Annotated in this window: 23 protein-coding genes and 1 riboswitch; of the genes, 13 read left to right on the top strand and 10 right to left on the bottom strand. The window is 72.1% G+C overall.

Annotation, left to right across the window (positions count from 1 at the left end):
* Window positions 1-59 precede the first annotated feature (59 nt).
* Together ACQEVM_RS26995 and ACQEVM_RS26990 are read left to right on the top strand one after the other, a co-directional pair.
* Window positions 60-1,001, top strand: coding sequence for an ROK family glucokinase (locus ACQEVM_RS26995; protein ID WP_053676048.1), 942 nt, complete (start codon window positions 60-62; stop codon window positions 999-1,001).
* 71 nt (window positions 1,002-1,072) lie between these two features.
* Window positions 1,073-1,837 (top strand): endonuclease/exonuclease/phosphatase family protein, encoded by a 765-nt coding sequence (locus ACQEVM_RS26990; protein ID WP_433083215.1) that lies wholly within the window; start codon window positions 1,073-1,075, stop codon window positions 1,835-1,837.
* Between the two features lie 98 nt (window positions 1,838-1,935).
* Here the strand turns inward: ACQEVM_RS26990 and ACQEVM_RS26985 are convergent, their stop codons facing one another.
* Window positions 1,936-2,526, bottom strand: a complete 591-nt coding sequence (locus tag ACQEVM_RS26985) for a hypothetical protein (RefSeq protein ID WP_433083213.1) — start codon at window positions 2,524-2,526, stop codon at window positions 1,936-1,938.
* Complete coding sequence (locus tag ACQEVM_RS26980; RefSeq protein WP_433083211.1) at window positions 2,519-3,298, bottom strand: alpha/beta hydrolase; 780 nt, start codon at window positions 3,296-3,298, stop codon at window positions 2,519-2,521. Before ACQEVM_RS26980 ends, ACQEVM_RS26985 begins: the two co-directional genes overlap by 8 nt.
* 194 nt (window positions 3,299-3,492) lie before the next feature.
* Between ACQEVM_RS26980 and ACQEVM_RS26975 the strand changes: the two genes are divergently transcribed.
* The 5 genes from ACQEVM_RS26975 to ACQEVM_RS26955 all read left to right on the top strand — a co-directional run bounded on the left by ACQEVM_RS26975 (window position 3,493) and on the right by ACQEVM_RS26955 (window position 8,443).
* A complete protein-coding gene (locus ACQEVM_RS26975) occupies window positions 3,493-4,224 on the top strand; it encodes a lysophospholipid acyltransferase family protein (RefSeq protein ID WP_433085390.1) in 732 nt (243 codons plus the stop codon).
* A 36-nt stretch (window positions 4,225-4,260) separates the two neighbouring features.
* Complete coding sequence (gene macS, locus ACQEVM_RS26970; RefSeq protein ID WP_433083209.1) at window positions 4,261-5,472, top strand: MacS family sensor histidine kinase; 1,212 nt, start codon at window positions 4,261-4,263, stop codon at window positions 5,470-5,472.
* A 41-nt stretch (window positions 5,473-5,513) separates the two neighbouring features.
* The gene (locus ACQEVM_RS26965) at window positions 5,514-6,158 is read left to right on the top strand and encodes a response regulator (RefSeq protein WP_267803546.1); all 645 of its coding nucleotides are present in this window, start codon (window positions 5,514-5,516) and stop codon (window positions 6,156-6,158) included.
* 180 nt (window positions 6,159-6,338) lie between these two features.
* Window positions 6,339-7,367 (top strand): 6-phosphofructokinase, encoded by a 1,029-nt coding sequence (locus ACQEVM_RS26960; protein ID WP_433083207.1) that lies wholly within the window; start codon window positions 6,339-6,341, stop codon window positions 7,365-7,367.
* 86 nt (window positions 7,368-7,453) lie between these two features.
* Window positions 7,454-8,443: a 2-hydroxyacid dehydrogenase gene (locus ACQEVM_RS26955; protein WP_433083205.1), complete on the top strand. Its 990-nt coding sequence runs from the start codon at window positions 7,454-7,456 to the stop codon at window positions 8,441-8,443.
* 70 nt (window positions 8,444-8,513) lie between these two features.
* On the opposite strand, the gene ACQEVM_RS26950 is transcribed toward ACQEVM_RS26955, so the two are convergent.
* Complete coding sequence (locus ACQEVM_RS26950) at window positions 8,514-10,391, bottom strand: anthranilate synthase family protein (RefSeq protein ID WP_433083203.1); 1,878 nt, start codon at window positions 10,389-10,391, stop codon at window positions 8,514-8,516.
* 310 nt (window positions 10,392-10,701) lie between these two features.
* On the opposite strand from ACQEVM_RS26950, the gene ACQEVM_RS26945 reads away from it, so the two are divergent.
* Both ACQEVM_RS26945 and ACQEVM_RS26940 read left to right on the top strand, forming a co-directional pair.
* On the top strand, window positions 10,702-12,057 hold the full coding sequence (locus ACQEVM_RS26945) for a class II 3-deoxy-7-phosphoheptulonate synthase (RefSeq protein ID WP_351383522.1): 1,356 nt from the start codon (window positions 10,702-10,704) through the stop codon (window positions 12,055-12,057).
* Window positions 12,058-12,229: 172 nt separating this feature from the next.
* Entirely contained in the window at window positions 12,230-12,469 is a 240-nt protein-coding gene (locus ACQEVM_RS26940) for a (2Fe-2S)-binding protein (RefSeq protein WP_433083201.1), read from the top strand.
* A 32-nt stretch (window positions 12,470-12,501) separates the two neighbouring features.
* Here the strand turns inward: ACQEVM_RS26940 and bfr are convergent, their stop codons facing one another.
* Window positions 12,502-12,981 carry a bacterioferritin gene (gene bfr / locus ACQEVM_RS26935; RefSeq protein ID WP_053676038.1) on the bottom strand — a complete coding sequence of 160 codons (480 nt, stop codon included), beginning with the start codon at window positions 12,979-12,981 and terminating at the stop codon, window positions 12,502-12,504.
* A 173-nt stretch (window positions 12,982-13,154) separates the two neighbouring features.
* Between bfr and ACQEVM_RS26930 the strand changes: the two genes are divergently transcribed.
* A complete protein-coding gene (locus ACQEVM_RS26930) occupies window positions 13,155-13,787 on the top strand; it encodes a sulfite oxidase-like oxidoreductase (RefSeq protein ID WP_053676037.1) in 633 nt (210 codons plus the stop codon).
* A 10-nt stretch (window positions 13,788-13,797) separates the two neighbouring features.
* Here ACQEVM_RS26930 and ACQEVM_RS26925 read toward each other — a convergent pair whose 3' ends face one another.
* The 6 genes from ACQEVM_RS26925 to thiO form a co-directional block, all read right to left on the bottom strand.
* On the bottom strand, window positions 13,798-14,310 hold the full coding sequence (locus ACQEVM_RS26925; RefSeq protein WP_433083198.1) for a DUF4396 domain-containing protein: 513 nt from the start codon (window positions 14,308-14,310) through the stop codon (window positions 13,798-13,800).
* A gap of 94 nt (window positions 14,311-14,404) precedes the next feature.
* Window positions 14,405-15,265 (bottom strand): deoxyribonuclease IV, encoded by an 861-nt coding sequence (locus tag ACQEVM_RS26920; protein ID WP_433083196.1) that lies wholly within the window; start codon window positions 15,263-15,265, stop codon window positions 14,405-14,407.
* A gap of 2 nt (window positions 15,266-15,267) precedes the next feature.
* Window positions 15,268-17,178 (bottom strand): Stk1 family PASTA domain-containing Ser/Thr kinase, encoded by a 1,911-nt coding sequence (gene pknB / locus ACQEVM_RS26915; RefSeq protein ID WP_433083194.1) that lies wholly within the window; start codon window positions 17,176-17,178, stop codon window positions 15,268-15,270.
* A gap of 201 nt (window positions 17,179-17,379) precedes the next feature.
* Window positions 17,380-18,174, bottom strand: a complete 795-nt coding sequence (locus tag ACQEVM_RS26910) for a thiazole synthase (protein WP_351750092.1) — start codon at window positions 18,172-18,174, stop codon at window positions 17,380-17,382.
* Between the two features lie 5 nt (window positions 18,175-18,179).
* A complete protein-coding gene (thiS, locus tag ACQEVM_RS26905; RefSeq protein ID WP_433083191.1) occupies window positions 18,180-18,380 on the bottom strand; it encodes a sulfur carrier protein ThiS in 201 nt (66 codons plus the stop codon).
* On the bottom strand, window positions 18,377-19,567 hold the full coding sequence (gene thiO / locus ACQEVM_RS26900; RefSeq protein ID WP_433083189.1) for a glycine oxidase ThiO: 1,191 nt from the start codon (window positions 19,565-19,567) through the stop codon (window positions 18,377-18,379). The genes thiS and thiO overlap by 4 nt, the downstream gene beginning before the upstream one ends.
* Window positions 19,565-19,677, bottom strand: a riboswitch (TPP riboswitch). It overlaps the preceding gene by 3 nt.
* A gap of 91 nt (window positions 19,678-19,768) precedes the next feature.
* Between thiO and ACQEVM_RS26895 the strand changes: the two genes are divergently transcribed.
* The 3 genes from ACQEVM_RS26895 to thiE all read left to right on the top strand — a co-directional run bounded on the left by ACQEVM_RS26895 (window position 19,769) and on the right by thiE (window position 22,181).
* Window positions 19,769-20,989: an NAD(P)/FAD-dependent oxidoreductase gene (locus ACQEVM_RS26895; RefSeq protein WP_433083187.1), complete on the top strand. Its 1,221-nt coding sequence runs from the start codon at window positions 19,769-19,771 to the stop codon at window positions 20,987-20,989.
* 107 nt (window positions 20,990-21,096) lie between these two features.
* On the top strand, window positions 21,097-21,462 hold the full coding sequence (locus ACQEVM_RS26890) for an Rv2175c family DNA-binding protein (protein WP_053676030.1): 366 nt from the start codon (window positions 21,097-21,099) through the stop codon (window positions 21,460-21,462).
* An 80-nt stretch (window positions 21,463-21,542) separates the two neighbouring features.
* The gene (gene thiE, locus ACQEVM_RS26885; protein ID WP_433083185.1) at window positions 21,543-22,181 is read left to right on the top strand and encodes a thiamine phosphate synthase; all 639 of its coding nucleotides are present in this window, start codon (window positions 21,543-21,545) and stop codon (window positions 22,179-22,181) included.
* The last annotated feature ends 59 nt before the right edge of the window (window positions 22,182-22,240 follow it).

The raw sequence follows: 22,240 nt of genomic DNA, 5'->3' as shown, positions 1-22,240 counted from the left end.
CTCCGTCGCGCTCGGGTACGGTGGGCCGTGGCGGGGTTTGACCGGAAACCGAGGGACTAATGGGACTCACCATCGGCGTCGACATCGGCGGCACGAAGATCGCGGCCGGCGTGGTCGACGAAGAGGGCACCATCCTTGAGACGTACAAGGTGCCCACCCCGCCGACCGCGGACGGAGTGACGGACGCGATCTGCGCCGCCGTGTCCGAGGTCAGCAGCAACCACACCATCGACGCCGTCGGCATCGGCGCCGCCGGATACGTGGACGACAAGCGCGCCACCGTGCTCTTCGCGCCGAACATCAACTGGCGCCACGAGCCGCTCAAGGACAAGGTCGAGCAGCGCATCGGCCTGCCGGTCGTCGTCGAGAACGACGCGAACTGCGCGGCCTGGGGCGAGTACCGCTTCGGCGCCGGCCAGGGCCACGACGACGTCATCTGCATCACGCTCGGCACCGGCCTGGGCGGCGGCATCATCATCGGCAACAAGCTGCGACGCGGACGCTTCGGCGTCGCCGCCGAGTTCGGCCACATCCGGGTCGTCCCGGACGGTCTGCTGTGCGGATGCGGCAGCCAGGGCTGCTGGGAGCAGTACGCCTCCGGGCGCGCGCTCGTCCGGTACGCCAAGCAGCGCGCCAACGCCACCCCCGAGAACGCGACGACCCTGCTCGCGCTCGGCGACGGCACCCCCGAGGGCATCGAGGGCAAGCACATCAGCGAGGCGGCCCGGGCCGGCGACCTCGTCGCCATCGACTCCTTCCGCGAGCTGGCCCGCTGGGCCGGCGCGGGCCTGGCCGACCTGGCGTCCCTCTTCGACCCGTCCGCGTTCATCGTCGGCGGCGGTGTCTCCGACGAGGGCGACCTCGTCCTGGACCCGATCCGCAAGTCCTTCAAGCGCTGGCTGATCGGCGGCGCCTGGCGCCCGCACGCGCAGGTCCTCGCCGCGCAGCTCGGCGGCAAGGCCGGCATGGTCGGCGCGGCCGACCTCGCCCGCCAGGGCTGACGCACCCGGTTCCCTCCGCTGCCCGCCGCGCCCCCTGTGGGAGCGGCGGGCAGCTGCGTATCTTGCGGGGCATGGACCTGCCGAAGTCGCATACGGAGCCCGACGGTTCAGCCGTGATCCGGGTGCTCAGCTACAACATTCGCTCGCTGCGCGACGACGAGGACGCGCTCGCCCGCGTGATCCGGGCGTGCGAGCCCGACCTGGTGTGCGTGCAGGAGGCGCCGCGCTTCTTCCGGTGGCGCAAACACGCGGCGCGACTGGCGTCGAAGTGCGACCTGGTGGTGCTGGCCGGCGGTGCGACGGCCGCCGGCCCGCTGCTGCTGTGCTCGCTGCGCGCGCACGTGGAGCACACCCGGGACGTTCTGCTGCCGTTGCGGCCGGGACTGCACCGCAGGGGCTTCGCGACGGCCGTCGTCCGCTTCGGGCCCGCACCCGGGACCAGGGTCGGCGTGCTCAGTGCCCACCTGCCGCTGGACGCGGGGGAACGGGAGGAACACGCGGGGCTGCTGCTGGAGCGGCTGGCGGGCATGGACGTCCCGTACGCGATTGCCGCCGGCGACGTCAACGAGGGCCCGGAGGGCCGGGCCTTCGGCCTGCTGGCCGCGGAACTCCAGGACTGCCGGGCCGTGGCGCCGTGGGGCGGGGAACACACCTGGCTCCGGTCCGCGGAGCCGAGGCGGATCGACGCCGTCTTCGCGTCGAAGGGGATCGAGGTGCTGGGCTGCGGGGTCCCGACGGGCCTTCCCGGGGTCACGGGCGCGGACCTGAGGGACGCCACCGACCACCTCCCGGTGCTGGCGGCGCTGCGCCTCGGCGCCGTCCCGGCGTCGCACTGAGCCGCCCGGTGCGACGCCGGCGGACGCCCCGCACCCGGGGCGGCGTCGCACCGGGGCCCGGCCCGGCCCCGACCGGCCCCGACCGGGCCCGACAGGGCCTAGACGACCGCGCCGCGCCCCGGGTCGTCCTCGTCATCGTCGTCCTGCGACATGCGGGCCACCAGGGTGGCGAAGCCGCCCAGGAAGCCGCCGATGCCCAGGGTGGTCAGCCACCAGGTCATCTCCCACTGGAGCAGCACCGCCACGAGCAGCAGGACCGGCCCGCCCACGACCGCCAGCCAGGCGAACTTGGACGTGGTGTCCGCCACCGGGAGCTCGGGCTCCGGAGGCACGAAATGGCCCTCGTCCGCCCGGTCCTCGGGCGTCACGTCCTCGTCCTTCGGCTCGACCGGCGAGTGGTCCCGGGGACCCGCCCCGCCCACGCCCGGCGCGAAGGTCACCGAGCTGCCCAGGGGCCCGGCGGGGGCCGGCGGGTCACCGGGACCGGCGTCCTTCTCCGGCGGCTTCCCGACCGAGGGGGGCGTCGGCTGGACGTCCTCCTCGGGCAGCATCAGGTTCTCGATCGGTCGGAACGGTCTGGATCCCGGCGGGTCCGGCGGTTCCTGCCCGTACCCGGCGACGATCGCCGCCCACGCGGCCTCCTCGTCCAACGGGGGAACACCCCCGGACGACTCCTCGTGCTCAGCCACCGCTGGCCGCCCCCTCCCTGCCGATGCTCTTCGAGAGCCGTCCGACGAACGCAAAACTGTCCGCGAAGATCCGCTCCGCGTCATGGTCCAACGTCGCGACGTGGTAGCTCTGTTCCAGCAGGGTCTCGGTCACGTCCGTGGACGAGATCCGGGACAGCACCCGCGCCGAGTCCACGGGCGGGACGACGTGGTCCTGCGGGCTGTGCAGCAGCAGCACCGGCTGGGTGACCTGGGGCAGCTCCGCGTCCACCAGGCGCAGGAACGCGCGCAGCGAGTGCGCGGCCCGCGTCGGGACGCGGTCGTAGCCGACCTCCACCGACCCCGGCTTCGCGATGTCGTTGGCGACGCCCGGCGTGGAGCGGATGACGTGCTTGGCCACCGGAAGGGCGAAGGCCAGCGGGTCGTGCACCTTGTTGGCCGGGTTGACCAGGACGATGCCGCTGACCGAGTCCCCGTGCTTGGCGGCCAGGCGCAGGGTCAGCGCGCCGCCCATCGACAGCCCGAAGACGAACACCTGCTCGCACCGGTCGAGCAGCTCGCGCAGCGCGCGGTCGACCTCGGCGTACCAGTCCTGCCAGCCCGTGAGTTGCATGTCCTGCCAACGCGTCCCGTGCCCGGGCAGCAACGGCAGCGACACCGTCAGCCCCCGCTCGGCCAGGTACTCGGCCCAGGGGCGCAGCGACTGCGGGGAACCGGTGAAGCCGTGGCAGAGCAGTACGCCGACCTCTCCGCCCTCGTGGCGGAACGGCTCTGCTCCAGGGAGGACGGGCACCAGGGTCTCCTTGTTGATCGGAATGCGAGGGGGATGGAGGGGTGGTGAGGGGGTACGGGTGCGTAGCGCTGTGTGACTTCACCGTACGCGACCGGGGTGGTACCGACCAGGGTCGTAGGAACGCTCCCGGGGGAGCCAGGGGATAAGGTCTGTTCGACAGACACAGGAAGGCTTTCGAGTTGATCTACGGCGCAATGAAGTTCTCGATCGGCGGTTCCCTGAAGCTCGCCTTCAGGCCGTGGGTGGAGGGCCTCGAAAACATTCCCGCTGAGGGGCCGGCGATCCTCGCGAGCAACCACCTGTCCTTCTCGGACTCCTTCTTCCTTCCGGCGGTGCTCGACCGGAAGGTGACCTTCATCGCGAAGGCGGAGTACTTCACCTCCCCCGGCGTCAAGGGCAAGCTGACGGCCGCCTTCTTCAAGGGCGTCGGCCAGCTCCCGGTGGACCGTTCCGGAGCGCGCGGTGCCGGCGAGGCCGCCATCAAGAGCGGCATCGACGTCATCGAACGCGGAGAGCTGTTCGGTATCTACCCGGAGGGCACGCGTTCACCCGACGGTCGCCTCTACCGCGGCAAGCCCGGCGGTCTGGCCCGGGTGGCGCTCGCCACCGGAGCCCCGGTCATCCCGGTCGCGATGATCGACACCGAGAAGATCCAGCCGCCCGGCAAGGTGGTGCCGAAGCTGATGCGACCCGGCATCCGGATCGGCAAGCCGCTGGACTTCAGCCGCTACCACGGCATGGACGGGGACCGGTTCATCCTGCGCTCGGTGACCGACGAGGTCATGTACGAGATCATGAAGCTCTCGGGCCAGGAGTACGTCGACATCTACGCGACGGCCGCCAAGCGGCAGATCGCGGACGCCGAGAAGGCCGCCAAGGCCGAGAAGGCGGACAAGAACGACAAGGGCGAGCAGGGCGCGGAGTAGCGGGGCGGGCGACACCGCCCGTACGGGGTGGGGGAGATGACGAAGCGCGAGCGCGTCGTGCGCATGTCGGTCGAGCAGCCGCTGTGGCGGGCCCTGACGGGCTATCGGCTGCTGACCATGGTCTACGCGGTGCTGCTGTTCGCCTCCGCGTACAAGGAGTTCGACCACCCCGGCGTCGCGGTCGGCTACCTCGCGGTCCTCGCCGTCTGGACCCTGGCCACCCACCGCCGGGTGTCCAACGCGGCGAGCTGCACCAAGCCCTTCCTCGGCGCCGACCTCGGCGTCGCCATCGCCGGGATCCTGCTCACCCCGCTCGCCGACAACGCGGAGCGGATCGCGGGCGGCGGCCCCACGCTCCCCAGCATCTGGACGGCCGGCTCGGTCCTCGCCTTCGCCCTCAAGGGCGGCTGGCGCTGGGCCGGCTTCGCCTCCACCTTCGTGGCCGCCGCGAACATCGTGGTCCACGGCGGCGATCCCACCCGCGACACCCTCCACAACGTCCTGCTGGTCTGGGTCGCCTCCATCGCGATCGGCTACGTGGTCGAGGTCGCCCGGGCCAGTGAGGCCACGTTGGCCCGCGCCCTGGAGATCGAGGCCGCGACCCGCGAACGCGAGCGCCTGGCCCGCGACATCCACGACGGGGTCCTCCAGGTCCTCGCGATGGTCCAGCGGCGCGGCACCGAACTGGGCGGCGAGGCGGCCGACCTGGGCCGGATGGCGGGGGAGCAGGAGGTGGCGCTGCGCACCCTGGTCTCCAGCGGACTCGTGCCCACCTCCCGGATCTCCCGCGACGAGTCGCTCGGCGCGCTCGTGGACTCCTACGACGACGAGGAGCCGGCCGCCGGGAACGGCGAGCTGGACCTGCGCGGCCTCCTCGCCCCCCACGCCGGCTCGAAGGTGAGCTTCGCCGAGCCCGGTACCCCGGTGCTGCTCCCGGCGCCCGCGGCGCGGGAGCTGGCGGCGGCGGTCGGGGCCGCCCTCGACAACGTGCGCAGGCACGCGGGGGAGGGCGCCCGGGCCTGGATCCTGGTCGAGGACTGGGGCGACGAGGTCATCGTCACCGTTCGCGACGACGGCCCCGGCATCCCGGCCGGTCGACTGGACCAGGCGGAGGGCGAGGGCAGGATGGGCGTCGCCCTGTCGATCCGGGGCCGGCTGCGTGATCTCGGCGGCACCGCCGAGCTGGTGTCCGTCCCCGGACAGGGCACCGAAGTGGAACTGAAAGTACCGAGGGGGAGAACCCAGTGACCGAGACCAACGAGCCCGGCGAGCTCAGCTCCATCAAGGTGATGGTCGTCGACGACCACCCGATGTGGCGGGACGCGGTCGCCCGCGACCTGGCCGCCGCCGGCTTCGACGTCGTGGCCACGGCCGGCGACGGCCCGGAGGCGGTCCGCCGCGCCAACGCCGCCGCCCCGCACGTCCTGGTCCTCGACCTCAATTTGCCGGGCATGCCCGGCGTACGGGTCTGCAAGGAGCTGGTCGGCGCCGACCCGGCCCTGCGCGTGCTCGTGCTCTCCGCGAGCGGAGAGCACGCCGACGTCCTGGAGGCGGTGAAGTCGGGCGCGACCGGCTACCTGCTGAAGTCCGCCGGGGCCGCGGAGCTCATCGACGCCGTCCGCCGCACGGCAGCCGGAGACCCGGTGTTCACCCCCGGCCTCGCCGGACTCGTCCTCGGCGAGTACCGCCGGCTGGCCACCGACCCGGCGCCGGCCGCCGCCAACGAGCCCAAGGCCCCGCAGCTGACCGACCGCGAGACCGAGGTGCTGCGCCTGGTGGCCAAGGGGCTCTCGTACAAGCAGATCGCGGAGCGGCTGGTCATCTCCCACCGCACGGTGCAGAACCACGTCCAGAACACCCTGGGCAAGCTCCAGCTGCACAACCGGGTGGAGCTCGTCCGGTACGCCATAGAGCGCGGCCTGGACGACGCGTAGTCCCGTACACGCGGCTCCCCGACGCGTGGTCCCCTTACGAGTGAACGGGTGTGCGGTAACGCCCCCTGGATCCACCGGAATTGCCTCTCCCCGGCATCTTGATGTGACCTGAATCACCATTAGCGTGACGGTCGTGCGGGCTCATTGGGCTCAGTGGGCCCTTTGCCGAAGGGAGATTCCATGAAGGTCGGAGTGCTGACGGGCGGCGGAGACTGCCCCGGGCTCAACGCGGTCATCCGGGCCGTCGTCCGCAAGGGCGTGCAGGAGTACCAGTACGAGTTCCTCGGCTTCAAGGACGGCTGGCGCGGCGCGGTCACCGGGGACACGGTCCCGCTCGACATCCCGGCCGTGCGCGGGATCCTGCCGCGCGGCGGGACCGTCCTCGGCTCCTCGCGCACCAACCCGTTCAAGCTGGAGAACGGGGTCCGCCGGATCAAGGAGAACCTCGCGAAGTTCGAGGTCGACGCGCTCGTCGCGATCGGCGGCGAGGACACCCTCGGGGTGGCCGCCAAGCTGTACGAGGAGTACGGCATCCCCTGCGTGGGCGTGCCGAAGACCATCGACAACGACCTCTCGGCCACCGACTACACCTTCGGCTTCGACACGGCCGTCGGCATCGCCACCGAGGCCATCGATCGGCTCCACACCACGGCCGAGTCGCACATGCGGGTGCTGGTCGTCGAGGTCATGGGGCGCCACGCCGGGTGGATCGCGCTCCATTCCGGCCTGGCCGGCGGGGCCAACGTCATCCTCGTCCCCGAGCAGCGCTTCGACGTGGACCAGGTCTGCGCCTGGGTCACCTCCCGCTTCAAGGCCAGCTACGCGCCGATCGTGGTCGTCGCCGAGGGCGCGATGCCCACGGACGGCGAACTGGTGCTCAAGGACGCGACGACGGACTCCTTCGGACACGTGCGGCTGTCGGGCGTCGGCGAGTGGCTCGCCAAGGAGATCGAGGCGCGGACCGGCAAGGAGGCCCGTACGACGGTCCTCGGGCACGTCCAGCGCGGCGGCACCCCCAGCGCCTTCGACCGTTGGCTGGCCACCCGCTTCGGTCTGCACGCCGTCGACGCGGTGCGCGACGGCGACTTCGGCAAGATGGTCGCGCTCAAGGGGACGGACATCGTGCGGGTGCCGATCCTGGAGGCCACGGCGAAGCTCAAGACGGTGGACCCGGCGCTCTACGCGGAGGCGGGCGTCTTCTTCGGCTGAGCCGGAGCGCGTGTGCGGATCATGGGTCGTATCGTGACAAAGGGCCCATGATCCGGTGCGGGCGACGACACGGTACGGGAGCGAACGTGGAGATCCTCGCATTCGGGGTGCAGGCGGACGAGAAGCCGCTCATGGAGAAGGCGTTCGCGGGCCGGCACGAGGTGCGTTGCCTGGACGTGGCCCTGGGCGAGGACACCGCCCCCATCGCGGCCGGGTACGAGATCGTCTCCTCCGGCGTCAATGCCGACCTCGGAGGCCGGGTGCTGCGGATCCTGGCCGACGGCGGGACCCGGATGATCGCCCAACGCTCCACCGGCTTCAACAACATCGACCTCGACGCGGCCCGGGAACTCGGCCTCACCGTCAGCCGGGTCTCGTCCTACTCGCCGTTCTCGGTGGCCGAATTCGCCTGGACCCTCGCGATGGCCGTCAACCGCAGCATCGTGCGGGCCTCGAACCGCACCCGGGACTTCGACTTCCGCCTCACCGGACTGATGGGACGCGACATGCGAGGCCGCACGGTCGGCGTCCTCGGCACCGGGAGGATCGGCGAGGCCTTCACCCGGATCGCACGCGGCTTCGGCATGAACCTGCTGGGCTGGGACGTGACGCGGAACCCGGCCTGCGTGGAACTCGGCATGAAGTACGTGGACAAGGACACGCTGTTCGTCGAGTCGGACCTGATCAGCCTGCACGTCCCGCTGCTGGACGCCACACGGCACATCGTCGACGGCGCGGCGCTGCGGCTGATGAAGGACGACGCGATCCTGGTCAACTCCAGCCGCGGCGCACTGGTGGACACGGACGCGCTGGTGGACGAACTCCGGGCGGGGCGGTTCGCCGGCGTCGGCCTGGACGTGTACGAGGCGGAGGCCGGACTGTTCTTCACGGACCGCTCCCTGGAGGCCGTGGAGGACGACACCCTCGCCCGACTGATCACCTTCCCGAACGTGGTGGTGACCTCGCACCAGGCGTACTACACCCACGACGCGGTGGGCCAGATCGTCGACGCCACCCTCGCGAACGTGCGGGACTACCTGGCCGGCCGCCGCTCCGAGAACACCCTGTCGCCGTGAGCACCCGGCGCGCCCCGAGCCACGCGCGACGCCGGCGGGAGCCGGGTGGGGCCCCCGCCGACACCGGAGGTCAGGCCGGGGCGGCCATCCGTACGCCCGTCAGCAGGTCGCGCAGCAGCTCCGCCCCGCGCAGGGTGAGCACCGACTCCGGGTGGAACTGCACCCCCGCGAAGCCCGCCGCCGACCGCAGCGCGTGCACCTCGCCCGTCTCCGGATCCCGCGCGACCTCCACCCCGCGCAGCGCCGACCGCTCCGCGAGGTCCGCCGGGCAGTGCGCGGTGTACGTGTTGTAGAACCCGACCACCTCGGACGTCCCGAACAGGTCGATCCGGGTCTGCGCCCCCTGCGCCGGCTCCGCCTTGCGGACCAGCGGGAGACCCAGCTCGGCGGCCAACAGCTCGTGCCCGAGGCACACGCCCAGCAGGCCGTGCCGGTGACCGGCCAGCAGCTCCGCCGTCAGCGCGCGCAACGTCCGCATCCTCGGGTCGGACGTGTCCGCCGGGTTCCCCGGCCCCGGTCCCAGGACGACCGGCCCCTCCCAGGCCAGGGCCGCCGCCCGCAGCCCGGGGTCGTCGTGGCGGAGCACGGTCACCTCCAGGCCGGTCACGCGCAGCACGTGGGCCAACATCGCCGTGAAGGTGTCCTCGCCGTCCACCACCAGCGCGTGGCCCGGCGCCGCGGCCGGCCGCTCCTGCATCCGCAGCCAGAAGGGAGCCAGGTCCGCTCGCCGCGCGGCCAGGGCCGCCTGCACCCGAGGATCGCCCGCGAGCGGCCCCCCGGTCGCCGCGGGGCGCGGAGCGGGGGCCCGCACCCCCAGTGCGGCCAGCACCCCGGCCGCCTTCGCGTGCGTCTCGGCCACCTCGCCGGCCGGGTCGGAGTGCCGTACCAGCGTCGCCCCGACCGGTACGCGCAGGGTCCCGTCGGGCGCGATGTCGGCCGTGCGGATCAGGATCGGCGAGTCCAGGGTCTGCGCCCCGGCGGCGTCCGTGCCCAGCAGGGCCAGCGCGCCCGCGTAGTAGCCGCGGCCACCGCTCTCGTACCGCTCGATCACCCGGCAGGCGTTCTGCACCGGCGAGCCCGTCACCGTCGCCGCGAACATGGTCTCCCTGAGCACCTCGCGCACGTCCAGCGAGGACCGGCCGCGCAGCTCGTACTCGGTGTGCGCGAGGTGGGCCATCTCCTTCAGCCGGGGTCCGACGACCACCCCGCCCATGTCGCCGACCGTGCACATCATCTTGAGTTCCTCGTCGACGACCATCGACAGTTCCTCGGTCTCCTTGCGGTCGCCGAGGAAGGCCAGCAGCGAATCGACCGTCGGGCCCTGCGCGGGATACCGGTACGTCCCGCTGATCGGATTCATCACGACCGTCCCGCCGGACATGCGCACGTGCACCTCCGGGCTGGCCCCCACCAGCGTGCGCTCCCCGGTGTGCACGACGTACGTCCAGTACGCGCCTCGCTCGCCCACCAGCAGCCGTCGGAACAGGGCCAGGGCGTCGGCCCGCCCGAAGCCCTCGATCCGCCCCTCGTACGTGCGCCGAATGACGAAGTTCGCGCCCTCGCCGCGCCCGATCTCGTCCTCGATGACGCGCTCCACGGTCGCCGCGTACCGCGCGTCCGGGACGTCGAAGCCGCCGTCCTCGACCCGCACCTCGTGGTCCGGCAGCGCGGCGAGCACCTCCGCCAGCGGCAGCTCGTACGCCTCCTCGGCGGCCAGCACGCTCAGCGGCGTGCCGTCGTCGCGCACGTCGAACCCGCGCTCCCGGATCTGCCGGAACGGCACCAGGGCCAGCGTGGGCAGCTCCCCGACGGGCAGGTCGGCGAGCCGCTCGGCGGTGTGGACCGGGCCGATCAGCAGCTCGACGGTGTCGTGGTCGCGACCGGGGGTGCGGCGGCGCAGCAGGGCGAACGGCGGGCAGGAGTCGTCGAGCAGTCTGCTGATGTCCATGGGCGGGCGTCCTTCTCGGAGATCTCGGAGGAGATGGGGTGAGAGGGGCCGGCCCGGGCCCGGAAACGCCGAAGGCCGCCCCTCGGGCGGCCTTCGCGTCGTTCGAGTCGTCTACGTACGCGCGAGGAGTGGGCCGCCGGAAGCGGGCCACCACCAGTTCTGGTTCGAGTGCGCGTACATGCCGCCGACGATAGCCCACGCCGGGGAGGGAGGCGAAGCGTCCGCGGGACGGGTCGCATTCCGAGAGACATCCGTCTCAGGAAGTGGGCACCGGGCTGGACGCGACGTGCGACGCCGTAATGTGTACGAGGTGACCGTGAACGCTGAAACCCAAGCCCCCGCCACCAAGGCGACCTGGCGAGACCTTCCCGCGGCGCAGCAGCCTTCGTACCCCGATGCCGAGGCCCTGCGCGCTGTCGTCGCGGACCTCGAGTCGTATCCTCCCCTCGTGTTCGCGGGTGAGTGCGACCAGCTGCGCGCCCGTCTGGGAGCCGTCGCCAAGGGCGAGGCGTTCCTGCTGCAGGGCGGCGACTGTGCCGAGGCCTTCGACGCCGTGTCCGCCGAGCACATCCGCGCCAAGCTGAAGACGCTGCTCCAGATGAGCGCCGTCCTGACGTACGCCGCCTCCGTGCCGGTCGTCAAGGTCGGCCGCATCGCCGGCCAGTACTCCAAGCCGCGCTCCAAGGACACCGAGACCCGCGACGGCATCACCCTGCCGACCTACCGCGGCGACTCCGTCAACGGCTTCGCCTTCACCGAAGAGGCCCGGATCCCGGACCCCGAGCGGCTGAAGCGCATGTACCACGCGTCGGCCTCCACGCTGAACCTGGTCCGCGCCTTCACCACCGGCGGCTACGCCGACCTGCGGCAGGTGCACGCCTGGAACCAGGACTTCGTGAAGTCCTCCCCGTCCGGGCAGCGCTACGAGCAGCTCGCGCGGGAGATCGACAACGCGCTGAACTTCATGAAGGCCTGCGGCACCGACCCGGCCGAGTTCAAGGCGGTCGAGTTCTACGCCTCCCACGAGGCGCTGCTCCTGGACTACGAGGGCGCGCTGACCCGCACCGACTCGCGGACCGGCAAGCTGTACGACACCTCGGGCCACATGGTCTGGATCGGTGAGCGCACCCGCCAGCTGGACCACGCGCACATCGAGTTCTGCTCGCGGATCGCCAACCCGATCGGCATCAAGCTCGGCCCCACGACCACCGTGGACGAGGCGCTGACCTACATCGACCGCCTGGACCCCGAGCGCGAGCCCGGTCGGCTCACCTTCGTCGTCCGCATGGGCGCCGACAAGGTCCGCGACAAGCTCCCCGAGCTGGTCGAGAAGGTCACCGCGTCCGGTGCGACCGTCGCCTGGGTCACCGACCCCATGCACGGCAACACCTTCGAGGCGGCCTCCGGCCACAAGACGCGTCGCTTCGACGACGTGCTCGACGAGGTCAAGGGCTTCTTCGAGGTCCACAAGGCGCTGGGCACCCACCCGGGCGGCATTCACGTCGAACTCACCGGTGACGACGTCACCGAGTGCGTGGGCGGCGGCGACGAGATCTTCGTCGACGACCTGCACCAGCGGTACGAGACGGCCTGCGACCCGCGGCTCAACCGCAGCCAGTCCCTGGACCTCGCGTTCCTGGTGGCCGAGATGTACCGCGACCAGTAGGACCCGCGATCAGTAAGTGGCTTCGTACGACGGTGGGGCACGGATCGATGTGATCCGTGCCCCACCGTCGTATCCAGGCCTTTTAGGTGACCCTAAGTTTGGGTATGGTTAGGTAAGCCTCACCGAATAGGGGATGGCTCGTCGAACCGTTCCTGCCAGGGAGGTGAACCGCGTGTACGTCTGCTCTTGTTTCGGGATCACCGACAAGCAGGTCAAGGACCACGCGGCTGCCGGGGCGTGCACCCCCCGCCAGATCGCCTCGGAGACCAAGGCGGGCACCGACTGCGGTTCGTGCGTGCGCACCATCCAGGGAATCCTCGGCCGCGGGGCGTGCCCGCGCCGCGAACTGCTGGAGACGGGCAACGGGGCGGCCGTGCTCGCCGCCGACCCGCAGCTCGCCGAAGCGGCCTAGTTCACCGAAGCGGCCCGGCGCAACGGCGCGGCTCAGCTCTCCGGCTGCTCGATGAGCTGCGCGATGTAGAGCGGCTCCCCGATGCTCTCGATCAGTTCCAGCTGGGTGTCGAGGTAGTCGATGTGGTGCTCCTCGTCCTCCAGGATCTCCTCGAAGAGGCGCGCGGAAGTGATGTCACCCTTGCCGCGCATGACCTCGATGCCGCGCTTGAGGCGGTCGATGGCCTCGACCTCGACCTGGCGGTCGGCCTGGAACATCTCCGTCAGCGTCTGGCCCACGCGCACGTGGAAGAGGCGCTGATAGTTGGGCAGACCGTCGAGCATGAGGATGCGCTCGGTGATCTTGTCCGCGTGCTTCATCTCGTCGATGGACTCGGCGCGGGTGTAGTTGGCGAGCTTCGTCCAACCCTTGTTGTCCTGGATGCGGTAGTGCAGCCAGTACTGGTTGATCGCCGTGAGCTCGCCGGTCAGCTGCTCGTTGAGAAACTCAAGGACCTCGGGGTCGCCCTGCATCGCAGAGGCTCCTTCCAAGCAATGTCAGCTAAGTGACTGGGCAGGTGCGCGCATCCTTGCACCGCCGCACGGGGGCGTCCAGTAAGTGCCTCCTTAGTGGGAGTTGCCGTGACTTGCCCGAATCGGTCCAGACCTGGTCATGACCACCCCGACGAGTCTGTCACCATGGAGTCATGGGTCAGCCGGAAAGCCGGGAATCTCCGGAAGCAGAGCAGTTCGAGCTTCCTCCGGGCCAACGGTTGCAGCGCGGCTGGCCGGTCACCCACTACGGTCCGGTCCCCAAGTTCAAGCCGGACCGCTGGGAGTTCCGCGTGTTCGGCGCGACGGCCGACGGTGACAAACACTGCTGGAACCACGAGGAGTTCGCGGCCCTGCCGTTCGAGTCGGTCGTGGCCGACCTGCACTGCGTGACGAAGTTCAGCATGCTCGGAGCCGAATGGGGTGGGGTCCGCGCCCGCACCGTCCTCGCGCTCGCCCCGCCGGCCCCCCAGGTCACGCACGTGATGGTGTGGGCCGAGTACGGGTTCAGTTCGAACATGCGATTGGCGGATTTCGCCGCGGACCGCACGGTCTTCGCCACCCATCAGGGTGGCGAACTGCTGACCGCCGAGCACGGCTTCCCCCTGCGTCTCGTGGTCCCGCACCTCTATGCCTGGAAGGGCCCCAAGTGGGTCCGCGGCATCGAGTACATGACCGCCGACCGGCGGGGTTTCTGGGAGGAGCGGGGCTACCACAACGTGGGCGACCCCTGGCGCGAGCAGCGCTACTCGTACCAGGAGGAGCCCGGGGACGGCCCCGAGCTCTGACCGTCGCGCTTCAGTGGTGGTACGCGTGGACGACCGCGTGCCCCTTGCCGCGGCCGATCATCCACTTGTTGACCGGTGTGGTGATCACGAAGGCGGCCGCGAGCGCGATGCCCAGGACGATCCAGAACAGCGGGTCGGAGAGGTGGGCGTCCATGGCGCCCGGCCACAGGGCGATCACCCCGTTGTCGATCAGTTCCATCACGGCGATCGAGAGGGTGTCGGCCGCCAGTGCCACCCGGACGGCCGTACGGAGGTCCACGCCGGCGCCGAGGATCCCGCGCAGGGTGAGCGCGTAGCCGAAGAGGAACGCGAGGACGATCGCCAGGATCATCGTGGCCAGGTTGCCCCAGCCCAGCGCGGTACCGATGATCATGCCCAGCACCTCGCCGATGGCGCATCCGGTGAGGCAGTGCAGGGTGGCCTTCGCGGCCATGGCCCAACTGACCCGGCCGTGGTCGCCGTGGTCGCCGTCGTGGTGGTCGGCGTGCTCGTGGTGCTCCTGGTGTGCGTGCGCGTGATCCATGGAATGCCCCCTGGGAACGGCTGAGGAACGGGTCTGCGACAAACAGAACCGTATACCCCCCAGGGGTATTCCCGGGCGCTCGCCGCCCGGTGTGTCACCTCGGGCCGCGCAGCTCCTTCAGCAGCGCCACGTCCGCCGCGTGGCCCTCTTTGCCGCCCGGCGTCTCGATGATCAGCGGTACCCCGTCCATCCCCGGGTGGGTGAACAGCTCGGCGAACGCCTCCCGGCCGATGTGCCCCTGACCGATGTTCTCGTGCCGGTCCTTGTGGGCGCCGACACCCTCCTTGGAGTCGTTGGCGTGGACGAGTTTCAGCCGGCCCTCGCCCACCGTCTCCACCAGGAGATCCAGCGTCTGCTTGGTGCCGCCCGTTTCCGCCAGATCGTGCCCGGCCGCGAAGACGTGGCAGGTGTCCAGGCAGACACCGAGCTTCGGATGGTGGTCCAGCGCGTCGAAGTACGGCCCGAAGTCCCAGGTGCGCGAGCACAGGGAGAAGCCCTGACCGGCCGTGGACTCCAACAGCAGGAACGGGTCGTCGTCGTGCGTCAGCTCATCCAGGAGCGGCAGCATGTGCTCCCTGACCTGCGCGTATGCCTCCTCGCGCGGTCGGCCCCCGGTGGCGGAGCCGGTGTGGACGACCACGCCGAGCGCCCCGATCTCACGGCCCCGGCGCAGCGAGTGCCGAAGGGAGTCCACCGACTTCTCGACGGTCGCCCCGGTGTGCGAGCCGAAGTTGATCAGGTACGGCGCGTGCACGTACGCGGGGATCGACTCCCGGGCGCACTCCTCGCGGAACAACTCGTCCTGCGCCGGGTTCCCGACGGGCGTCGCCCACCCGCGAGGATTGGCCACGAAGACCTGGACGGCCTCGGCGCCCATCTCGCGGGCGTACGAGAGGCCGACCGAGGCGAGGCCGCCCGCGACGGGCACGTGGCCGCCCACCGGATTGCGTGTCACGCCTACAGCCCCTTGGTCTTGATCGTGATCGTGCTGCCCTCGGCGGCGTTCTGGCCGCCGGGCACGGACTGGCTCTCCACGGTGTTGCTGAACGACAGGAACGGCCGGTCCACCTTCACCTTGAAGCCCGATCCCTCCAGCGCCTTCCGGGCGGCGTCCACATCCTGGCCGGTGACGTCCGGCACCTGGACCTGGCGGGGCCCCTTGGAGAGGGTCAGGGTGACCGTGTCGCCCGCGGCGGCCTGGGTGCCGGCCCCGATCGACTGGTTGGCGACGGTACCGGCGGGCGAGGCGGAGTTGACCTGCTCGGCCGCCGTACCCACCTTCAGGCCGAGGGCCTCCAGGGCCGATCGGGCCTCGTCCGCGGACCGGCCGGTGACGCTCGGCACCCGGACCGGGCTGCCCTTGCTGACGACGATCGCCACCGCCGTGTCGGGAGCCCGCTTCTCGCCGCCCGCCGGATCGCTGCTGATGACGGAGCCCTGGGCGACGTCGTCGTTGAACGCCTGGGTGACGATCCCGGGCGCCAGCCCCACCGCCGTCAGCTCCGCCTTGGCCGCCTCCAGGGGCTTGCCCTTCAGGGCCGGCACGCTCACGACCTCGGGGCCGCGGGAAAGGGTGATCGTGACGGCGTCGTTGCCGCGGATGCGCCTGCCACCCTGCGGGTCGGTGTTCATGACGGTGCCGCGGTCGAAGGCGTCGCTGAACTTCCGGTTCACGCCCTTCACGCCGAGCCCGGCCGCCGACAGCTGCGACCTGGCCTCCTGCTCCGACTTGCCGAGCAGGTTGGGGACCTTCGTGAACTGCCCGGAGTTGATGTACCAGACGCCGGCCCCCAGACCGAGGGCCAACAGTATTCCCGCGACGATCAGCAGCGGGCCTCGGCGCGGCGCGCGCAGGCCCCCCGCCGGCCGACGCCGGGGCGGGATCGGCGCGGGGGATTCCAGGCGGGAGGTGTGGTGCACGGGCTGCTGCGCCGTGACCGGCCGCGCGATCACGCTGGTGCGGTCCTCGGAGGCGGGCCGGTCCTCGGCGCGGGCCTGCGGCGGTTCGGCGTCGAGCTCCGCGTCGGTCAACCGGGCGCGCGCTTCGAGCGTCAGCCCGAGCAGGGCGGCGGCGTCGGAGGGGCGCCGCTCCGGGCTGCGGGCCGCCGCCAGGGCGACGAGCTCGTCCAGGCCGGCGGACAGCCCGGGGACGGCGGCCGACGGGGGCGGGACGTCCTCGTTGAGGTGCTGGTAGAGCACCTGGGCGGGGCTGCCGCCGTTGTGCGGCTTGGCGCCCGTGAGCATCTCGTACAGGACGACACCGCAGGCGTAGACGTCCACGCGGGTGTCGGTGATCCCGTTCTCGATCTGCTCGGGCGCGAGGTAGGAGACGGTGCCGAGGACCGAACCGGTGGTGTTCGTGACGGAGCCCACACTGCGCACCAGACCGAAGTCGGCGACCTTGACCCGGCCGTCGTCGCCGATCAGCACGTTCTCGGGCTTCATGTCCCGATGGACGAAACCGGCCCGGTGGGCGGCGCCGAGGGCGGCGAGGACCGGTTCGAGGATGTCCAGGGCCGCCCGGGGGCGCAGCGCGCCCCGCTCGCGGAGCACGTCGCGCAGGGTGCAACCGGAGACGTACTCCATGGCGAGGTACGTGTACGGGCCGTCCGTCCCCTGGTCGAAGACCGCGACCACGTTGGGGTGGGCGAGCCGCGCCACGGACTTCGCCTCACGGATGAAGCGGTCGACGAAGGCGCCGTCGGCGGCCAGGGCCGGGTGCATCACCTTCAGCGCGAGGATCCGGTCGAGACGGGTGTCGAGGGCCCGGTAGACCGTGGCCATGCCGCCGGCCGCGATTCGGGCGTCGACGCGGTAGCGGCCGTCGAGCACGCGCCCGACGAGGGGGTCATCCAGGGTCGTATCCACCCGGCGATTCTACGAGCGGTGCGGAGTGCGCCGACGCGGGCGGGGGTGGTTGCAGCGCACCTGTGACGTGCCGAACACCGGCCCTGTCCGGCCTCGCCGGCGTTTGAGGCGCGGGGCCGGGGTTGCCCGGGGCTCCGCCCCAGGGCCCCGCGCCTCAAACGCCGGCGAGGCTGAAATGGACCGGCCCGGCCGAGCCGGAGGCTAGAAGGCGGGGCGTTCCGGGTCGAGGGCGGCGCGGCCCTCGGTGGGGGAGGAGGCCTCGGCGAAGCGGCGCTGGGGGATGCGTCCCGCGCGGTGGGCGAGGCGCCCCGCCGAGACGGCGTCCCGCATGGCGGCCGCCATCAGCGCGGGCGACTGGGCCCGGGTGACGGCCGACGCCAGCATGACGGCGGCGCACCCCAGCTCCATCGCCAGCGCCGCGTCCGAGGCGGTGCCGGCGCCCGCGTCCAGGATCACCGGGACCCCGGCCCGTTCCGTGATCAGTTCGAAGTTGTGCGGGTTGCGGATGCCCATGCCGGAACCGATGGGGGAGCCCAGCGGCATGATCGCCGCGCAGCCCACGTCCTCCAGCTTCCGCGCCAGCACCGGGTCGTCGTTGGTGTACGGGAGCACGGTGAAGCCCTCGTCCACCAGGATCTCGGCGGCGTCGAGCAGCTCGACGCCGTCCGGGAGGAGGGTGCGTTCGTCGGCCACGACTTCGAGCTTGACCCAGTCCGTGCCGAGGGCCTCGCGGGCCAGCCGCGCGGTGAGCACGGCCTCGCCGGCCGTGAAGCAGCCCGCGGTGTTCGGCAGGACCGCGATGCCCAGCCGGGAGAGCACGGACAGCACCGACCCCTGGACCGTGGGGTCCAGACGGCGCATGGCCACGGTGGTGAGTTCCGTGCCGGAGGCGATCAGGGCGCGTTCCAGGACGTCCAGGCTGGGGGCACCGCCCGTGCCCATGATCAGGCGGGAGGTGAAGGTCCGGCCGCCGAGGGAGAAGAGGTCGTCCGCCATCGCCGTCAGCCTCCCTGGACCGCGGTGAGGACCTCGACCCGGTCGCCCTCGCCGACCTCGGTCCGCGACCACCGGCCGCGCGGCACCACGGTCTCGTTGAGTGCCGCCGCGACGCCCTGGGGGGCGCGCGTCAGGGTGGCGACCACCGCGTCGAGGGTGGTTCCGGCCGCGACCTCGTGCGGCTCGCCGTTGACGGAGATGGTCATGCGTACGACTCCTGACGTGCCTGGGTGAAACGGCGCGGGGTGAAGGGGCGGGCGACCTCCGGCATGGTGCCGGTGGCCAGCAGTTCCGCCATGACGTCCCCGGTGAGCGGGGTCAGCAGCACCCCGTTGCGGTAGTGCCCGGTGGCCAGGTGCAGGCCGGGCAGTTCGGTGGGTCCGAGCAGCGGGGCGTTGTCGGGGGAGGCCGGTCGCAGGCCCGCCCGGGTCTCGGTCAGCGGGAGTTCGGTGATGCCGGGTACCAACTCGTGGGCGTCGCGCAGCAGCTCGTACACCCCGCCGGCGGTGACGGTGGTGTCCCAGCCGAGTTCCTCGCTGGTGGCTCCGACGACGAGTTCGCCGTTCTCGCGCGGCACCAGGTAGACGTGGCTGCCCCGGACGACGGCCCGTACGGTCCGGGAGAGGAACGGCGCGTACGAGGCCGGCACCGTCAGCCGCAGCACCTGGCCCTTGACCGGCCGCACCGGGACCCGCACCTGCGGCGGGACGCCCGCCAGCCGCCCGCTCAGCGAGCCCGCCGCCAGCACCACCTGGTCGGCGCGCAGCTCCGTGCCGTCGTCGAGCACGGCCCCCGCGGCCCGGTCGTGCAGCACGGTCAACCGGTCGGCTGCGGCCCGGTGGACGCTCACCCCGGCCCGCTCGCAGGCGGCCAGCAGCGCGGCGGCGAGCCGGCGCGGGTCCACCTGGTGGTCCCCGTCGACGCGCAGTCCGCCCCGGACGCCCGGGGCCAGCATCGGTTCCAGACGCCGGCACTCGCGGCCGGTCAACCACTGCGACTCCAACCCGCAGCGGCGCTGGAGCGCGTGCAGTTCGCGCAGGTGGAGGCGGTCGTCGGAGTCGAGGGCCACGGCGAGGGTGCCACAGGCGCGGTAGCCGATCCCCAGCCCGCCGGCGGCCTCGGTCAGCTCGGCGGCGAACTCGGGGTAGCGGGCGGCGGAGGCGACGTTGAGCCCGAGCAGGGTCTCCTCGCCGTAGTGCAGCTCGGTGACGGCGGCGAGCATGCCGGCCGCGACCTGGGCCGCGCCCCCTCCGGGGGACGGGTCGGCGAGCACGGTGCGCAGTCCGCGCCGGGCCGCCCGCCACGCGACGACCAGGCCGATGACGCCGCCCCCGATGACGAGGACGTCGTGCCCCGCCTGTCGTGACGCGTGCGATGAACGCGATGAGTGCATGGGTGTCCAGCCCCTCCCTTCGCCGGCATGACCCGGATCAGGTTCGTACGGTCGGAGGCCGGTCAGCCTCCCTCTCAGCCCGGTGCGCCCGGACTCCCGCGATAGGTACGGTGGCCAGACTAACCCCGGGGCCGATGCCGGGTAAGGCTGCCTCCCCGCCCACCATTCCTGACGAACCATCAGGAGATTAGGGTGGGCGACGTGAGCGAGCAGACGGAACAGACTCAGAGCGGCGTCGTCATCGTGGGCGCCGGAATGGCCGGCGTGCAGACCGCCGTGGCCCTGCGCGAACAGGGCTACACCGGACCCGTGACCCTGCTGGGCGCCGAGCCCCACCAGCCCTACGACCGGCCCCCGCTCTCCAAGGCGGTCCTGCTGGGCAAGGCCGAGGACTCCGCGTTCGACGTGGACTTCGAGGGGCTCGACATCCGCCTCCGGCTGGGCACCGAGGTCACCGGGCTGCGCGCGGGAGCGCGCGAACTCGACACGGAGGCCGGACCGGTCCCGTACGAGGCCCTGGTCCTGGCGACCGGCGCCGAACCGCTGACCCTGCCCGGCTCCGAGGGCGTCCGCGGCGTCCACCTGCTGCGCACCCTCGACGACGCCGCGCGACTGCGCCCGGTCCTCGCCGCAGCCCGGGCCGTCGTCGTGGTCGGGGCCGGCTGGATCGGCGCGGAGTTCGCCACCGCGGCCCGGGAGGCGGGCTGCGCCGTCACCGTCGTCGAGGCGGCGGACCGGGTCCTGGCGGGGGCCCTGCCCGCCGAGGTCGGCGAGGCGATGGGCCGCTGGTACGCGCAGGCCGGCGCGACCCTGCTGACCGGCGCGCGGGTGGCCTCGGTGGAGCCGGGCCGAGTCCTGCTGGCGGACGGCCGGGAGCTGGCGGCCGGTGCGGTGATCGTGGGCATCGGGGCCCGCCCCGCCACCGCGTGGCTCGCGGACTCGGGGGTCGACCTGGGACCGGACGGCTCGGTCACGGCGGACGCCCGGCTGCGGAGCTCGCTGGAGGACGTGTACGCGGTGGGGGACTGCGCCTCCTTCCCCTCCGCCCGCTACGGGACCAGGCTGCTCGTCCACCACTGGGACAACGCCCTCCAGGGCCCCAGGGTGGTCGCGGCCGACATCCTCGGCGGCGGGACGGACCGGGCCTACGACCCGGTGCCGTACTTCTGGTCGGAACAGTTCGGGCGTTTCGTGCAGTACGCCGGGCACCACGACGACGCGGACGAGACGGTGTGGCGGGGCGACCCGGCCGACCCGGCGTGGTCCGTCTGCTGGCTCCGCGACGGAGCCCTGGTCGCCGTCCTCGCCGTGGGCCGCCCCCGCGACCTCGCCCAGGGCCGCCGCCTGATCGAATCCGGCACGGCCCTGGATCCGGCCAAGGTCGCCGACCCCGGCACCCCCCTGAAGTCCGCGGCGGCCTGACCCGGGCGAGGACCGCGGGGCGCCGCCGTGCCGGGCGGCACCTGCCCCGGCGCCCGTACGGACGGCCCGGGTACCGGCGGCCGGCCCGAGATGGCAGGCTTGTCCCCGTGACCGAGATTGACGCAAAGATCGATGCCCTTGTCCCCGCCTGGCTGTACCTCCCCGACATCGCGGAGATGCTCGACATCGAAGTGACCCGGGTCCGCCAGCTGGTCAAGGAAGGTCAGCTGCTCGCCGTGCGCCGCGGCGAGAACCGCTCCCTCCAGGTACCCGCCCCCTTCATCGACGGCGACAAGGTCGTCAAGGGCCTCGTCGGCCTGCTGACGGTGCTCCGCGACGACGGCTTCTCCGACGCGGAGATCCTGGAGTGGATGTTCACCGCCGACCCCACCCTGCCCGGCACCCCCGCGCAGGCGCTGAGCGAGAATCGCGGCACGGAGGTGAAGCGCCGCGCTCAGGCGCTCGCCCTCTGACCGGCTGATTCGCCGAACCAATCGGTGTACGGGCCGAGCGCGCGGGCCCGTACACCGCCACGACCACGGGGGGTACACCCATGCAGCAGCTGTCCGACGCCCGGCTCTACCTGTGCACGGACGCCCGCAAGCGACAGGGTGACCTTCCCGAGTTCCTCGACGCCGTCCTGGCCGGCGGGGTGGACATCGTCCAGCTCCGCGACAAGGGCATGGAGGCGGGGGAGGAGCTGGAACACCTCCAGGTCTTCGCCGAGGCGGCCCGCCGCCACGGAAGGCTCCTCGCGGTCAACGACCGCGCCGACGTCGCACACGCCATCGGCTCCGACGTCCTGCACCTCGGCCAGGGGGACATCCCCGTTCCGGCCGCCCGCGCCATCCTCGGCCCCGACGTCCTCATCGGCCGTTCCTGCCACTCCGAGTCCGAGGTCGACGCGGCCGCCGCCGAAACCGGGGTGGACTACTTCTGCACCGGCCCCTGCTGGCCCACCCCCACCAAGCCCGGCCGGCACGCCCCCGGCCTCGGGCTCGTCCGCCACGCCGCCTCCCTCGCGCAGGACCGGCCCTGGTTCGCCATCGGCGGCATCGACGCCGGCAACCTGGACGAGGTCCTCGACGCCGGGGCCACCCGCGTCGTGGTCGTGCGCGCCCTCACCGAGGCCTCCGACCCCGGGGCCGCCGCCGCCGAACTGGCCAAGCGGGTCCGCGCCCGTCTGCCGTAGCCGGGTGTCCAAAAACGTGTCCAATGGGCGGACAGCGCTTCGGCGTCCGCCGGCACGCG

Source organism: Streptomyces sp. CA-243310, assembly GCF_050936775.1.
Classification (GTDB): Bacteria; Actinomycetota; Actinomycetes; order Streptomycetales; family Streptomycetaceae; genus Streptomyces.
This window is presented reverse-complemented; position numbering and strand designations above follow the sequence as displayed.